This is a genomic window from Planosporangium mesophilum (assembly GCF_016863255.1).
Classification (GTDB): Bacteria; Actinomycetota; Actinomycetes; order Mycobacteriales; family Micromonosporaceae; genus Planosporangium; species Planosporangium mesophilum.
Genome location: NZ_BOON01000017.1, coordinates 13,308 through 28,383, shown reverse-complemented (window position 1 = coordinate 28,383; position 15,076 = coordinate 13,308). Strand labels below are relative to the sequence as shown.

The window sequence follows — 15,076 nt, the reverse complement described above, 5'->3', positions numbered from 1 at the left end:
CTCCGTTGGATAGGGCGCCGCTCAGGCGGCGGGGGTGTCGAGAGTGGGCATGCTGGTCAGGGCGAAGATCCAGCGGCGCGGCTGGCCGTTCGGGCGGCTGACGCGGACCGTGATCCCGTAGTCCGCAAGAAGGGCCTCAGCCGCGCGTACTGAACGCTTGGCGGCACTTAGGCCCGTACCGGCCGGGTGGCCCGGCAGGCGGGCGGCAGCCAGGTCGAGAATTCCGGGCGTCGTAGCCGACCATTCCCCACGGAAGGCGAGGACACGATCAGCGATCAGGCAAGCCAGGCGCTCGGTGTCGCGACGCTGCTCGGGGTCGACGATGCACACGCGGGCAGCGTCGGCGATCGTCTGGCGAATCGGGCGGGGCTGGTTGGACATCGGTTCTCTCCGTGGGCTGCGTGTTTCCGTGAACAGGGGCGAGTCGACCCGGGCCGCCCCGCCTGTGCCGACGGAGACAGCGACACAGGCGGAACGGCCGGGGAGCGCGACCCGGGAAGGCCGCCCCCGGGCGCGCGACCGCGCCGTGACCTCCCAGGCGGCGCGGGTATACGAGAGGCCCCGGTGCCGTGGTGGGCGGCGGTACCGGGGCCTCTGCGAGTAGGTGGCGAGCTACGTGGCGCGGCGGCGCCTCGCGTGGAGCGACGCGACGTTGCCGGTCGCGGGTGTAGTGAGGTGTGTCCGGCCTCGGTCGGCCTGCTGCTCGCGCGCCCACCGGTCGAGGTGCGGGCGTAGCTCCTCGTAGGCCAGCTCGGCGACGCGGTCCAAGATGGCCCGCGCGAAGTCGTCGCCCTCGGTGTTTGTCACGCTGCGGCGGTCCTTTCACGGGTCGGCTGTGCGATGAGGCGAAGCAGGATCGCGCGCTGCTCTTCCCACGCCAGGCGCGCGACGCGGTCGGCAACCTCGGCGAGCACGACCGGCTCGGGCACTTGCCAGAAGCGGACGCCGCGCACCTTGCGCGGTTCTCCGAGGGTGTCGCGGGCGAGCGCCAGCAACCGGTGCTTGCCAATACGCTCGGCCTCCGGGATCGCGGCCTTGTACGCCGTCCACACGTCGGGTACCGGGTGCCGAACGGGCGCGAGCGCGGTCAGGAATTCGCAGGCGGTCGCCTCCAGGGCGGCGGAATCCGGCTTCGGCGCCTGCACGGGCTTAGGCGCAGGGTTCCGACGCGGGCGCGGACCCAGACGCATCGGCAGGTCCGGCAGGTCTTCAAGGGCGCAGATCAGGTTGTCGACGACGTCGGTCACGAACTTGACTCGCCGCATGCGCGGGCGGCCGTTGCCTTCGCGGGGTGGCCGGGGCATTGCGTACCGGGCAAGCGCTCGGGTGTCTTGCACCGCGCGGTGCAGCCGGGGACGGGCGTGGTATGACGGGTCGGGGAGGGCGATCAGCAGTTCGCAGACGAGCGCGACGAACTCGTGCCGGGGCACCTGCTCGGCCCGGTGAGGCTCGTTTTCGCACTGACGAATGACGATTGATCGTCCTTCGCCGTCGTAGTCGATCCGGTAACGCTGCTCAAACAGCGGTGTGATCACGTCCGCCACGCGGCCCGCGTCGAGCTGGCACGTCTCCCGGTCGAGCAGGCGGGAGTAACCCTCGTCGACAAACGGGCCCGTCTCGTAGAAGTTTCGGGCCAGGGCCGCCAGACGGGCGGCGCGTGATGATGAGCCGTCGTCAGTTGACACGGCACGGTCCTTTCTGCTCAGGGGATGGGTCCGGCGGCGGGCGCCGATGGTGAGGCACGAGAGGTGGTCACAAGGGCCTATGCGCCAGCGGGCGCCGAGGTGTTCACGCGGCGCGGTTGATCCGCGTCTCACTTCCGAGATCGCGGCCGACAGGCGCCGGGCGAGGGCCGGTGACGGCGCTAGGCGACGCTCGGCGGCCTTCAAGATCAAAGGGGGGCACTTTGGCGGGATGATGCGTTCACCCGCTCATACATTGCTGTTTTAGAGACCGAGAACGGACTAGAGCACCTATAGGGAGACAGGTGAGCGCATCATCAGACCAAAGTGCCCCCCGATCTGGACTCGCCCTCGACCCGTCCTCGGTGCCGCTCCCGGCGTGGCCCCCCTGCGGCGGCCGCCAGCCGCCCTCGTCCGGCGGCTGACACGCCGCCCGTGGTCATACCTGCGTGTCAGACTGGCGCCATGCCGGTTGCGGCTCTTCCGATGGAAGACGCCGCTGTGATGAAGGGCGCACGCTGGTGGACTCCTTCGAGCAGCAGGCTGCCGAAATCAAGGCCAACCCCGGCGACTACCGGGAGTTGGAACGGATTACCTGCGACTGCTCACAGCCCTACAGCACTCTCGCGGTCGTGTATGCGGGCGATGGCGGGCAGATGTGGTTGTGGGCGGCTGGCGGGCGTGGAGCAACCAACCACCCTGAGCAGAGCGACGACGGGCCGATCACCCCGCAACACTTCCTCCCGCGCGCTGTGCCATTGCCGCGCGTCCCGGGGGACGTTGCCCATTCCGTCGTCGCATCCTGCCCCCGGTGCCGGAGGGGTCGCCTGCTATTGCCCGACGTTGGCGTCGTTCACCAAGTGCAACTCGGCGCGCCAACCTGGGCGCGCGTAACCGAGTAGCCGCGGGACGCCGCGCTAGCATGACCACAGAACTTCATGCCTGACCGGGATCGGCGAACCTGACTCGCGCGCCTTGGCCGCCGCGAGATTGACCCCAAAGGGGGTTGGTTCGCTGTGCCTGCGTTAGAGCCGTTCGTTGCCGCCGGACCCTGGGCGCTAATCGTCGTCGCACTGATCTATGCCGTACCCCGGCTCATCGTCGCCTTGGTCGCACTGTTCAGGGTGCCCCCAGACAAGCTGCCGGCCGTCCTTCGGGCGCTGGCGGAACTGTTCCAGATGCGGCGCAGTCGCTGATCACGCTGACATGGCGCGGTGCACTGGAGGCCGCGCCATGAACGCTTCATGGGCTGTGTCTACGTCGCCAGATACTGAAGCACTGCGAAGACGGTCGCGAGGATCGTGGCAAGCCCAACGATCGCTCCGCCGATCCTCGCCCAACGCTTCAAGGCTGGGGAATCCAGCTCGCTTTCCTGGCCGACACTGCTCCTCGCCTCGCCGCTGGCCTGAGCATTGGTGACGGTCACCCGGTGGCCCTTCCCGCTAACGGCAACGTGGAACGCCTGCGTAGCCAGTTCCTCGGACGGTACCGAGGCGTCGTCAGCCATGCCGTGTCGAAGCTCCGCGACCAGCTCAGTCAGCGCCGTACGTATGCGATCGAGCACACCATCGATGGCGGTCGTGCTGACGCCCCAGTAGATACGCTCGATCGTCTGGTACGCGTCGCCGTTGGCGTGGTTTATGTACGACACGAGTTCCGCGCCCCCAGGGAGCCCGAGTCGCACCACGCCGTTGTCGGCCCCGCGGAGCATCGCCTCAAGCTGCCCCACCCCGACGCGCAACTGGACTTCATCCTTGATGGCGTCACGTGCGAAGTCTGGCAGTTCCCATCTGCTGATCTGCTGACCCTTCCAGCGGTAGCGGAGGTTCATCCCGTCCATCTGCAGCGGGGCAGCAACCGTTCGCCATTCCGGCAATTCATCGTCAGGGCCGTATCCGCTTAGCTCTCGGCTTGCCCACGCTCGCAGTTCGGCGGACTTGGCCTGTCCCCCGAGGATCATGCATTTCCGAAGCGTGTCGGCGAGTGACACGTTACTGTCCAGCGCGCCGCGCTCGATCTCGTCAATCAGGTTGCTCTCGCGTCGGCGCATCTGACCTGCGTTCCCGTCCTGTGGTCCTGATCGATTGGCCGTTACGAACGGTATCCGCCACGTGCGACAGTCTCGATCGTCCGGAGGGGCAAACATGGCCCGTCCGGGGTGCCCAGAGCGGCGCCAGACTCTGCGCGAGGGCCGGTCGGCGCGGTACCGGCCGACCGCGTCGCAGGCGTTTACACGCTCGCTGCCATGGCCGAACGTGCGGCGGCCAGGTACCGCCGGGCCGTCCGGTCGGACACGCCGAGGTGGCGGCCAGGAGCGGGTACATTCGTTGGCACGGTCAGAGGCTCCTTCTCTGATCGAGGCCCCGGCGAATGAGTGAGAGTCATGACGCCGGGGCCGATCTATGTGGTCGGCGTTACCGATTGAGCGAGAGGCGGCCCTCGTGGGCCGCGCGTAGGTACTCGTACGCGGTGCGCTTCGACTTGCCGATTAGCTCAGCGACCTCGGCCGCCGAGGCCGTCGGGTTCTCGTCGAGGTAGGCCGCGACCTTCGCGACCGTCTCGTCCACGGCCGGCGCGGGCCGAGAGGTCGTTCCGTCTGCCCAGACGATCAAGAGGCGTTCATCGGGTTGGAAGCGGTGACCGCGCCCACGCGCGCGGGTCGCCCGTACCTCGGCGACTGCCAGTGAGAGCAGGCCGCGGCGCTCGGCCTCGGGGAGGTCAAACCATGCGGGTACGGACTGGGCGAGGTCGAGCAGGGGCGAGATATCGGCCTCGGGGACGGGGATACGCGCCAAGGCGTCCTCGGCGGCCTTGACCTTCGCCCGTAGCTCGGGCATGACCTCGGCCGCGTCGTCCTCTGTGAACGTCCCTGAGGCGACGAGGCGACGCACGCGGGCTAGGTCGGCGCGGGCCGCGTCTAGGGCATCCTGGGCGGCGTCGCGGGCCGCCAGGTCTTCGGGAGCGACCCGGGCGACCCAGGCGTCGGCGACGGCCTCTAGCAACGGATCGCCAGGCCGAAGCTCGGCGAGGCGGCGAAGGAACGCGAGGGACACGGCCTCGTCGGTGTCGGCGAGCGGCGCCGTGAAGCCTCCGCAAGTCTTGCCATTCGCGTAGATCCCGCAGCGGTAGACCTTCTGACCGGCGGCGCCGCTCTGGGCGGTCCGGCCGTCGCAGTAGTCGCAGCGCAGCAGGTCGCCGAGGAGAGTCGACGAGCGGCGGTCGCCCCGCCCGACGAATCGGCCGCCGTCGGCCATGGTCGCCGAACGGTCGCCGATCGCTGCCAGGATGCGCGCACGCTCGCCCGGCGTGATCACCCCCTCGCCGACACTCACCGTCTGCCCGCGCTCGTCGCGGTACGGCTCGGCAACCGACTCCCAGCGACCCGAGGGCAACTTCTCCCGGACGCTTTGAAGACCCGCCCAGCCGGGCGAGCGGACGAGGGCCGCGACCGTTCCGACGCCCCACGACTTACCTCGCGGCGAGGGGACGCCGTCATTGTTGAGGCCCTTCACGGTCGCCCAGATCGTCCGGCCGCCTAGCAGTTCGTCGGCGATACGGCGCGCGATCGGGTACGTCTCGGGATCACGGGCGAGCTTTCCGTCGACGACTCGCGTACCGAACGGCGCCGGGCCGCCCAGCCATGCGCCCTCGGCCCGGCGGTACCTCTTCGCGCGGCTGACACGCTTCGAGAGGTTGTCGACCTCCTCGCGGGCAAGCTCTGCGCGGATGATCAGTTCGAGTCGACGCCGGGGGTCGCCCGTGTCGGTGCCGTCGCAGCCGACGATCCGGCGCGACCCGTCGGCGTGCTCGTCGAGCAGCTTTCCGATCTCGACCGCGCCTCGGCGGTCGGCTCGGTCGAGTGCCCAGACGAGGACCGTACGGAAGCGGTCGCCTGCGCGGAGGTCGGCGAGTGTCCTCTGCCATTCCGGGCGGGCCTTCAGTGAGTACCGCGAGGCGCCGGTGCCCTCGCGCTCGACGTAGTCGGCGACGACGACGAGGCCGAGGCGGGCGGCGAGGTCGCGAAGCTCGGTCTCCTGCTCAGCGAGCGAGCGGCCGTTGCGGGCGTCGCCCTCGGCGTTCTTGTGCGAGCGACGCCGGTACAGGGCGCAGCAGCGGGACGGGTCTAGCGGCTCATGAGTGAGAGTCATGAGCGAGAGTGTAGCGAGTTCGTTAGACCGTCATGAACGGCCAGAAGTCGAGGACGACGATCTTGCCGCGGAGGTCGGCCAGGGTCAGAGTTTGTCCGCCTGTGTTCAGCCAGGCACGGCCGCGAAGCTCTGGCGCACGGACGCGGGGAGTCGGTGTGGAAAGCGAAGTCATGTCGAAGTCGTCCCGTCTTGTGTGCCGGTCTGCAAGTGAGCTTCAGAACAGAGGGTTCTCTTCCGATTCCTGTGGCGGCTGAGTCCGTTTCTTTGGCGCTGTTTTCCTCGTTTCGGGAAATTTCGTGCCCGGGCCGTAACGAACCGCGACCCCACGCGTCTGTTCCGAGATCCGCGTGATCATTTTCCTCGCAACCAGCTCCTGCAACATGTCCCTTGCGGCGTACACATCAACGTCGAATAGTCGTTGCACGGTTCTGTTGTTGATCTCGCCGTAGTCCCGGACGTGGTCAACAACCTTGCGATCAATTTCTTCGCTGGCTCTGCCGTGGTAGGCCACGGCGTTGCCCAAGCGGGTAATGGCGTCACCTTTGAGGCGATAGGAAGGGCGACTCCGGCTTTGTGTACCTCGCGTTGGTTCGAGAATTGACACAGGTTCTCCGGATAGTCGCCGGAGTACTGCTTGAGCCTCTGACTCCGAACGTTGAATTACCGGAGCCAGCTCTCCCGCGTTAACCGTCCTCTTGCGACATAGTAGGAGCACGATAAGTAGCGTATCGGTGTCGTTTTGTTCCTCGGGCGGCAAGGCGGCAAGAAATTTGGCAATCCGCGTGTTTGGCGGTTGCCCCCGGAACAATACGCTTACTTGGTCTTTGTCTTCAGCGATCACTGGTGTATCGCGACCTGAACGGATCATTTCGCGATACATTCGGTCGACCCCTTGGCCGACCTCCTCGGCAAGTCCCAGGATCCGGAACGCCGAGGTCAGCGCGGGGTATCGGGCTCGTGATCCCTTAGTCAGGATGTTGTGGATAGTAATCCCGGAAACCAGCGGACCTGGCGAAGTGACCTTCAGGTACTCCGGTGAGTGTTCGATCGAGACGGGGGTGCGGGCCCGCCAGTCGCCATGAATAAGAGCATTGGCTACCGCTTCTCGGACCGCCGTCATCGGATAGTCCTCGATCTGCAGTTGCTGTCCGTCCGGAAGGGTGAGCGGGGTAATTCCTTGTCGCGCACGAACAGCCTGGATCAAGTCCTCAAAAGCGAGGACCAGTGGTGTTTCCAGCCGAAGGATCGCGTCAGGTTCACCAGCTTGAGTCTTACGATGCTGGTAGACCACGGCGTCCGGTGGAGCCGACGCTGCGTTTCGGCATAACAGCAACTCGCCGGAACGAGTCAAGTTGCCATCTTCGGCGACAGCTCGTAAGGCGCGTAGCAGATCCAGGTCTGACATTCGGGCATAGGATTGCCGTGTTGAGTCTCCGGAGGTCTGAAGAAGACGCCGGCAATGCCGAATGGCGAGGGGGTCAACATCATCGACCGGTCGAAGGCTTGACGTAGCTGACCAGTCAATACCGCGACGTTCTTCGGTCAGCCGACTTACCTCTGCGGGCCGCATCGGGAGGCACTCGTCGTTAACCCGCTGGTAAGTGTAGCCACGGACTGTGGAATGAACTTCAACGCCTTCGGGAACTTTGATCACCAACAGCCGGGTATCCGCGTACGACTGCTCGGCTACATCGACGAGCAGTCCCGGGCTCGTCAGGTGGTAGATGCGTTGACGTAAAACGTCCGCGTCGAGGTCACAGCCGACAAAAGCGCCAGGGCCGCCAGGGTTGTCTGCTATCCCAACGACGATCGTGCCTCCGGCGGCGTTGACGAAGCAGACGGCTGCCTCCGCCAGATCAGCCCATGCCTCTTTGAGGTTGGACTTGGCCTCCTTGAAGTCCAGAGTGCTTGACTCACGCTTGCGGGCGGCCGTGCCGGTGAAGATTGCTCGAAGCTCTTGTTCCAGCGGCTGCACTTTGCAGGCTCCTTTGGGGATGGTGACAGAGAAAGACTACCCCCAAAGGACCCTCAAAGTAACCGGTTCAGTCAGCCGCCGTTCTTGTGCCGATACACCGCTAGACGGCCCGTTGGAGAGTGGGCTAGCAACATGTTCGAGAACGTCCAGGGCATGTTCGAGGAACGTCTAGGACGTCGAGCAGAACCGTCTTGTCCCGGCGCTCGGCGAGGGTCAGCGTCCTCCCGCCGGTGTCAACCAGCCCGGACGCGTAGCACTTGGGCGCGTACGCGGAACGCGGGAGAGGACTCCAGCATCACGCTCACTCTGCCTCACTCAACGACAGAGCCCTCCGAGGTCGACCTCGGAGGGCTCTGTCGTCGTATGGCTACTTGTCGTATGGCTACTTCTGGTCGGCCGGTCGCAGGCAGAGCACCTCGTCCGTGCCGTTCTTCGACATCACCACGTACGGCTGGTTGGGGTCGGAGCACTCGCTCTGCTGCTTGACCTTGTTGACGACCTTGTAGGCGCCGTTGTCGGTGCAGGAGGCCTTGACCGCCTTGCTGCCGTCCTGCCGTACGCAGTCGTTCACCGCGAAGTCGGCGGTGGAGCCGCGGGTCATCAGCACGATCGCGGTTCCGACGGCCGCCAGGACGGCGATCACCGCGACCAGCGCGAGGATCAGCAGCATGCGCTTCTTGCTCTTGCCCTCGCCCTCGGGGGGCGGGCCGAACGACTCCTGCGGGCCGTTGCCGTACGAGGGCGGCTCGCCGTACCCCTGGTCCGAGCCCGGGTAGCCACCCTGCGGGTCGTAGCCGTGCGGGTCGTAGCCGCCGCCCGCGCCCGGGCTACCGGAGGAGCCGTAGGCGTTGGCCGGCGGGCCGCTGGGGGTGCCGTAGGCGTTGGCCGGCGGGCCGCTGGGGGTGCCGTAGATCGTCGTCGGCGACTCGTACGGAGGTGCCGGGTAACCGGACTGCTGCCCCTGGCCCGGGTAGCCGGCGCCCGGCTCACCGTAGGCCGGGCTGGACGGGTTGAAGGCCTGGGTGGCCTGGCCGTACTCCTGGGCCGGCTGCCCGTACTCCTGGGCCTGCGGGTTGTAGGCCTGCGCCGGCTGGCCGTAGCCCTGGGCCGGCTGGCCGTACTCGTGGCTGGTCGGATCGAACGCCTGGGTGGGCTGGCCGTACTCCTGGGCCGGCTGCCCGTACTCCTGCGCGGAGGGCTGCCCGTACTCGTGAGCGGCCGCGGGGTTGTACGCCTGGGCTGGCTGGCCGTACTCCTGGGCCTGCGGGTTGTAGGCCTGGGCTGGCTGGCCGTACTCCTGGGCCTGCGGGTTGTAGGCCTGGGCCGGCTGCCCGTACTCCTGCGCGGAGGGCTGGCCGTACTCGTGAGCCTGCGGGTTGTAGGCCTGGGCCGGCTGCCCGTAGTCCTGCGGCGGCTGGCCGTACTCCTGGGCCTGCGGGTTGTACGCCTGCGGAGGTTGGCCGTAGTCCTGGGGCGGGGCGCCGTACTCCTGCGACTGGGGGTAGCCGGGGAAGCCGTCGGGCTGGGGCGGGGCCTGGCCGTACCCGGCAGGCGGTGAGACCTGGGTCGGTCCGGGCGGCGTGGCGCCGGGAACCTGGGCCGACCCGGCGGTCCTGGGGGGTATCGATGCGCCACCCGCGGCGGGGGGCGTCATATAACCCTGCGGGGACGGTCCAGCGGGCGGGAACGGGCCCGGGCGGCCGCCCTGCTCGTCCTGCTGCGGCTGCCACCCCTCGGGCTCACCGGCCCCGGCGGGCGGCTGTACCGACGCGCTTCCCCTGGCCTGGGGCACCGAGGCTCGGGCACGCGCGGCGCCGGCCCCGTCGTTGGCTCCGGGCTCGCCCGATTCGGGCGCGGACGCCCAAGGTGAGCCCGCACCCGCATAGCCCTCCGCCGGCTCGTGGCCGGGCGGGCTGGCGTCGTGCGACATGCGTGCCTCCTCCATCGCGTACCTCGTCACCCTGCGGGAGGCGGTGGCTCGATGACCGCCGAGCCATTCCCGGAGTGGCAGACCCAACCTACCTGGCAGCCGCCATCGCCGGGGGAAGGGCACCGCCACCGCATCCGGAAATGCCGCTGGCCCGGTGGGCAATGCCCACCGGGCCAGCGGTGATGGAGGGAGGAAAGGTCAGCGGTTGGCAAGATCCATCAGCTCGGCGCGGACCGCGCGCGACGGAATCTCGGAGAGGGCGCGTGTGATCGCCTGACGGCGCCAGGCGGCGTCGCGCCGGGCGCGGTACCGGACCATCAAGGTGCTCATGGCATTCGCTCCAGGTAGTGCCGTGTTGTGTACCTCTATTAAAGCGGCAGATGATCAGCCTCTGCCATAGATTATTAGGTGATCTGGCTTACCAGCCGACGATTCTTAGGCAACAGAGGCGTTGCACCTTGGGTGCTAAAGGGATGCCGGGTACGAAACGGCCCCCGTACCCGGCGGGTACGGGGGCCGTCTTCGCGGTGTCTCAGCCCCAGGCGAGCAGCGCCGCCTCGGGGTCGGACAGGAACAGGCCGACGTCGCGGAGGAATTTCGAGCCGAGTTCGCCGTCGATGATGCGGTGGTCGAACGACAGGCCGAGCGTGGTCACCTGGCGCACCTTGACCTTGCCCTTGTGTACCCACGGCATCTCGCGGACGGCGCCGAAGGCGAGGATCGCCGACTCACCGGGCGGCAGGATCGGGGTACCGGTGTCCACCCCGAACACGCCGACGTTGGTGATCGTGAACGTGCCGCCCGCCATGTCGCCGGGCGACGTACGCCCCTCCTTGGCGGTCGTGACCAGCGCCGCCATGGCGTCCGCCAGCTCCCGCAGGCTCAGTCGGCCGGCGTCGGAGATGTTGGGCACGATCAGGCCACGCTCGGTCGCCGCCGCGATGCCGAGGTTGACGTACTCCTTGACGACGATCTCGTCGCCGGCCCAGGTCGAGTTCACCATCGGGTACCGCTTGATGGCGACCAGGACGGCCTTCGCGACCAGGAGCAGCGGGGAGACCCGTACGCCCCGCCAGTCGGGCAGCTCGCGCAGCCGGTCGAGCGCCTTCATCGAGCGGGTGACGTCGACCGTCAGGAACTCGGTGACGTGCGGCGCGGTGAACGCGCTCGCCACCATGTTCGCGGCGGTCAGCTTGCGTACCCCCTTGACCGGGATGCGCTGCTCCCGGTCCGCACCGAAGCTCGGGGCCGCCGCGGTGACGGCGGGCTCAGGCCGCTGGGTCGCCTGCTGGACGTCCTCCCGGGTGATCGAGCCGTTCGGCCCGGTGCCGGTGAGGGCGTACAGGTCGACGCCGAGATCCTTGGCGAGCTTGCGTACCGGCGGCTTGGCCAGCGGCCGCTGGGTCGGCACTACCGGCTGCTCGACCGGCTTCTGCACCGGCTTCTGCACCGGTACGGCGGGTGCCGGCGCGGGCGGCTTCGGGGTGGCACGCGGTCGCCGCTGGGCCACCGTGTTCTTCGGCCCGTACCCGACGAGTACCGCGGTCCGGCCGCCGGGGGCGGGACCGCCGATCAGGCCGGGCTCGACGGCACCCTCCGCCGGTGCGATCTCCACGGCGGCGAGGGACGCCGCCGACGGGGTGGCGGTCGCGGACCCGGCCGAGCCGTTCGACCCGTTGACCGGGCCGGCGCCCGGGTCGGTGTCGATCGCGATGATCGCGGTGCCGACCTCGACAGTCTCACCCTCCGCGTGGAAGATGGCGCTGACCTGGCCCGCCCACTTCGCCGGGATCTCGACGGCCGCCTTCGCCGTCTCGACCTCCACGATCGGCTGGTTCAGCTCGATCGTGTCGCCCACCGCCACCAGCCACTTGAGGATCTCGCCCTCGGTGAGGCCCTCACCCAGGTCGGGCAGCGGGAACTCCTTGATCCGCGACACCCGCGTCACCACCCGAACGTCCGGTCGACGCCGTCGAGGACGCGGTCCAGGTCGGGCAGGTACTCCTCCTCGACCCGGGCCGCCGGGTACGGCGTGTTGAAGCCGGTGACGCGCAGCACCGGCGCCTCCAGCGAGTAGAAGCAGTGCTCGGTCACGCGGGCGGCCACCTCGGCGCCCATACCCAGGTTGGACGGGGCCTCGTGGACGACGATCAGCCGGCCGGTCCTGCGGACCGACTCGTAGACGGGTCCGAGGTCGAGCGGGGAGAGCGAGCGCAGGTCGATCACCTCGAGGGAGCGCTCGCCGTCGACCGCGGTGGCGGCGTCCAGCGCGGTGCGGACCATCGGCCCGTACGCGACGACGGTGCAGTCCGTACCGGGGCGCACCACCCGCGCGGAGTGCAGCGGGAATGACGGTGCGGTGGCGTCGGTGTCGACCTCGCCCTTCTCCCAGTACCGCCGCTTGGGCTCCAGGAACACGATCGGGTCGTCCGAGGCGACGGCCTGCTGGATCATCCAGTACGCGTCGTTGGGGTTGGAGCACGAGACGACCTTGAGGCCCGCGGTGTGCGCGAAGTACGCCTCGGGGGACTCGGAGTGGTGCTCCACCGCGCCGATGCCGCCGCCGAACGGGATCCGGATGACGATCGGCATCTTGACCTTGCCGCGCGACCGGTAGGTCATCTTCGCCACCTGGGACACGATCTGGTCGTACGCCGGGTAGACGAAGCCGTCGAACTGGATCTCGCAGACCGGCCGGTAGCCCCGGATCGCCAGGCCGACGGCGGTACCGATGATGCCGGACTCGGCCAGCGGGGTGTCGATGACGCGGTCCTCGCCGAAGTCCTTCTGCAGGCCGTCGGTGATGCGGAAGACGCCGCCGAGCTTGCCGACATCCTCGCCCATGATGAGCACCTTGTCGTCGGCTTCGAGGGAGCGCCGCAGGCCGACGTTGAGGGCCTTGCCGAGCGTGAGGGTCTCGGTCATCAGTGTGCACTCCCCTCGAACGACGCGAGGTAAGCCGAGAACTGCTCGCGCTCTTCGTCGAGCAGCGGCGAGCCTTCGGAGTAGACGTGGTCGAACAGGGTCCGCGGGTCCGGGTTGGGCATGTCGAGCACCCGCTCGCGCAGGTGCACCGCCTGTACCCGGGCCGCCTCGTCCACCTCGTCGAAGAACGCGTCGTCGGCCAGCTTCTGCTTCTCCAGGAAGGCACGTACCCGCTTGACCGGGTCCTTCGCCTGCCAGGCCTCGACCTCGCTCGCGATGCGGTAGCGGGTCGGGTCGTCGGAGGTGGTGTGCGCGCCCATGCGGTACGTGTACGCCTCGATCAGCGTCGGGCCCTGGCCCTGCCGGGCGTTGTCGAGCGCGTCGCGGGTCACCGCGTACACCGCGAGCACGTCGTTGCCGTCCACCCGGATGCCGGGGAAGCCGAAGCCGGCGGCCCGCTGGAACAGCGGTACCCGGGTCTGGCGCTCCAGCGGCTCGGAGATCGCGTACTGGTTGTTCTGGCAGAAGAAGACGATCGGCGCGTTGAACACGCTGGACCAGACGAACGCCTCGTTCACGTCGCCCTGGCTGGTCGCGCCGTCGCCGAAGTAGGCGACGACAGCCTCGCCGTCCGGGCCACCGACCTTGCCGTCCTTGGCCACGCCCATGGCGTACCCGGTCGCGTGCAGCGTCTGGGCGCCGATGACGATCGTGTACATGTTGAACTTGAACTCGTTGGGGTCCCAGGCGCCCTGGTCGACGCCGCGGAACAGGCTCAGCGGCATGATCGGGTCGATGCCCCGGCAGTAGAGCACGCCGTGTTCGCGGTAGGTCGGGAACACCATGTCCTGGGGCTGCAGTGCCCGGCCGGAGCCGACCTGAGCCGCTTCCTGGCCCAGCAGGCTGGCCCAGATTCCGAGCTCGCCCTGGCGTTGCAGGGCGGTCGCCTCGGCGTCCAGCCGCCGGACGGTGACGAGGTCCCGGTACAGGCCGCGGTAGTCCTCGTCGGTGAAGTCGACCGTGTACGAGGGGTGGTCGACCCGCTCGCCCTCGGGGGTGAGTAGCTGCACGAACTCGGGCGCGGGCGCGGGCTTCGCCCTGCGTGTCGTCCGGGTCCGGGCCGGGGCTGTATCGCCCTTAGCCATCCGTGTCTCCCTGTCGTGTCTCGCGTCGGCAGCGGGGTGGCCCTGCCGACCAGCGGGTTGCGAGCTGGCGCGGCCGGCCCGGTCGGGGCGGTGCGCAGCTACGGGCGTAGCGGGATCTCTGTTTCCCGCGCCCGGGAGCGACAACCCCGGAGCGTCGCTCGCAGGGTATGCGCGCGTGAACCGGTGTCGTCGCATTCAGCATGGCAGAAGTCGTGACCATCACCACAGTCCGGTCGGATGATGTTTGCCGGCCCAAGATCGCTAGTCGGACAAAGAGTGCGGTTCCGCACGGTCGGAAATTCGGCACACTGAATACCGAATCGACGGCGCGCGACAACCGTTGGACAGGATGGCGCCGTCCCCCGCGGCGCCCGGTCCCGGCTACTCGGGCAAATCCCCATGCCCGTGTGTCGGGGCGTGCACCCCCTCCCGAAGGAGTACCGCGTGTCGGCCCCCGAGCCACGCCCGATAGTCCGGCACCGCATCACTCGACACCGCTTCCCCGGTGTCGGCCGCCCGTACCCGATGGTCGTCGCCGTTCTGGTCACTCTCGCCTCCGTCCCGATGCTCGCCGTGGTGCTGGCCGGGTCGGCGTCGCTGACCACCACCGCCGACTCTCGTTCGACGGTCGCCGCGGAGCCACCGCACGACCCGGTCGTCATACCGGGCCGGGGCGACGCCGGCTCGGCGTCGCCCCGACCCCCGGCGGCGTCGCCCGTCCCGTCTCCGCCGACGGCGGCGTCGCCGCCGGCTCCGCTGCCCCCGGCCGAGGACACGATCACGATCACGCCGCGGTCGCCCCGTGAGGAGTCGGCCCGGTTCGGCGGGTCCGGCTCCGGTTCTCGTTCCGGCTCGGGCTCCGAGTCGGGTTCCGGTTCCGGTTCGGGCGCCACGCCTCCGCCGGCGGAGCCCCCGGGCGCGGGGCCGGCTCCCGCTCCCGGCGACGGCCGGGAGGAGTGCGCCCCGGTACCGGGGCGCCGGTCCCCGTCGGACTCCGACGGTGATCGGTCAGGCGGCGCTCCGTCGGGCCGGTCGCCGGAGGCTCCGCCCAGGTCCGCGCCGTCGCGCCCCGCGCCTGCGCCGGGGCCCGGTGGTGACGACAAGGTTCTCACCGTCGTCGGAGAGCTGTTGGGCGGCGTGGGCCGGCTGCTCGGGTACCCCGCCGGGCACCCCGGGGAGCGCTGACCGCGTCGCGGTGGCCCGCACCCGGCCTTGATATCGGCCGGGCGCGGGCCTGCTCTCCGCCACCTGTCGCCCGTTCCGGCTGGCAG

Annotated in this window: 12 protein-coding genes; 1 reads left to right on the top strand and 11 read right to left on the bottom strand. The window is 68.9% G+C overall.

Annotated features, from left to right (window positions below):
• Positions 1-21 precede the first annotated feature (21 nt).
• The 11 genes from Pme01_RS08845 to pdhA all read right to left on the bottom strand — a co-directional run bounded on the left by Pme01_RS08845 (position 22) and on the right by pdhA (position 13,805).
• The gene (locus Pme01_RS08845) at positions 22-381 is read right to left on the bottom strand and encodes a hypothetical protein (protein ID WP_168113579.1); all 360 of its coding nucleotides are present in this window, start codon (positions 379-381) and stop codon (positions 22-24) included.
• 231 nt (positions 382-612) lie between these two features.
• Positions 613-807, bottom strand: a complete 195-nt coding sequence (locus Pme01_RS08840) for a hypothetical protein (protein WP_168113578.1) — start codon at positions 805-807, stop codon at positions 613-615.
• The gene (locus Pme01_RS08835) at positions 804-1,685 is read right to left on the bottom strand and encodes a hypothetical protein (RefSeq protein WP_168113577.1); all 882 of its coding nucleotides are present in this window, start codon (positions 1,683-1,685) and stop codon (positions 804-806) included. The genes Pme01_RS08840 and Pme01_RS08835 overlap by 4 nt, the downstream gene beginning before the upstream one ends.
• A 1,252-nt stretch (positions 1,686-2,937) precedes the next feature.
• Complete coding sequence (locus Pme01_RS08830; RefSeq protein WP_168113576.1) at positions 2,938-3,732, bottom strand: AbiTii domain-containing protein; 795 nt, start codon at positions 3,730-3,732, stop codon at positions 2,938-2,940.
• Positions 3,733-4,096: 364 nt separating this feature from the next.
• The gene (locus tag Pme01_RS08825; RefSeq protein WP_168113575.1) at positions 4,097-5,830 is read right to left on the bottom strand and encodes a recombinase family protein; all 1,734 of its coding nucleotides are present in this window, start codon (positions 5,828-5,830) and stop codon (positions 4,097-4,099) included.
• 214 nt (positions 5,831-6,044) lie between these two features.
• Positions 6,045-7,805, bottom strand: coding sequence for an RNA/DNA-binding domain-containing protein (locus Pme01_RS08815; RefSeq protein WP_168113574.1), 1,761 nt, complete (start codon positions 7,803-7,805; stop codon positions 6,045-6,047).
• A 382-nt stretch (positions 7,806-8,187) separates the two neighbouring features.
• Positions 8,188-9,735 carry an LppU/SCO3897 family protein gene (locus Pme01_RS08810; RefSeq protein WP_168113573.1) on the bottom strand — a complete coding sequence of 516 codons (1,548 nt, stop codon included), beginning with the start codon at positions 9,733-9,735 and terminating at the stop codon, positions 8,188-8,190.
• A gap of 198 nt (positions 9,736-9,933) precedes the next feature.
• Complete coding sequence (locus tag Pme01_RS31415; RefSeq protein WP_275408507.1) at positions 9,934-10,065, bottom strand: hypothetical protein; 132 nt, start codon at positions 10,063-10,065, stop codon at positions 9,934-9,936.
• A 202-nt stretch (positions 10,066-10,267) separates the two neighbouring features.
• Complete coding sequence (locus tag Pme01_RS08805; protein WP_239088098.1) at positions 10,268-11,683, bottom strand: dihydrolipoamide acetyltransferase family protein; 1,416 nt, start codon at positions 11,681-11,683, stop codon at positions 10,268-10,270.
• Positions 11,680-12,663 (bottom strand): alpha-ketoacid dehydrogenase subunit beta, encoded by a 984-nt coding sequence (locus Pme01_RS08800; RefSeq protein WP_168114051.1) that lies wholly within the window; start codon positions 12,661-12,663, stop codon positions 11,680-11,682. The genes Pme01_RS08805 and Pme01_RS08800 overlap by 4 nt, the downstream gene beginning before the upstream one ends.
• Complete coding sequence (pdhA, locus tag Pme01_RS08795; protein ID WP_168113572.1) at positions 12,660-13,805, bottom strand: pyruvate dehydrogenase (acetyl-transferring) E1 component subunit alpha; 1,146 nt, start codon at positions 13,803-13,805, stop codon at positions 12,660-12,662. The genes Pme01_RS08800 and pdhA overlap by 4 nt, the downstream gene beginning before the upstream one ends.
• A gap of 444 nt (positions 13,806-14,249) precedes the next feature.
• On the opposite strand from pdhA, the gene Pme01_RS08790 reads away from it, so the two are divergent.
• A complete protein-coding gene (locus Pme01_RS08790; protein WP_168113571.1) occupies positions 14,250-14,990 on the top strand; it encodes a hypothetical protein in 741 nt (246 codons plus the stop codon).
• The last annotated feature ends 86 nt before the right edge of the window (positions 14,991-15,076 follow it).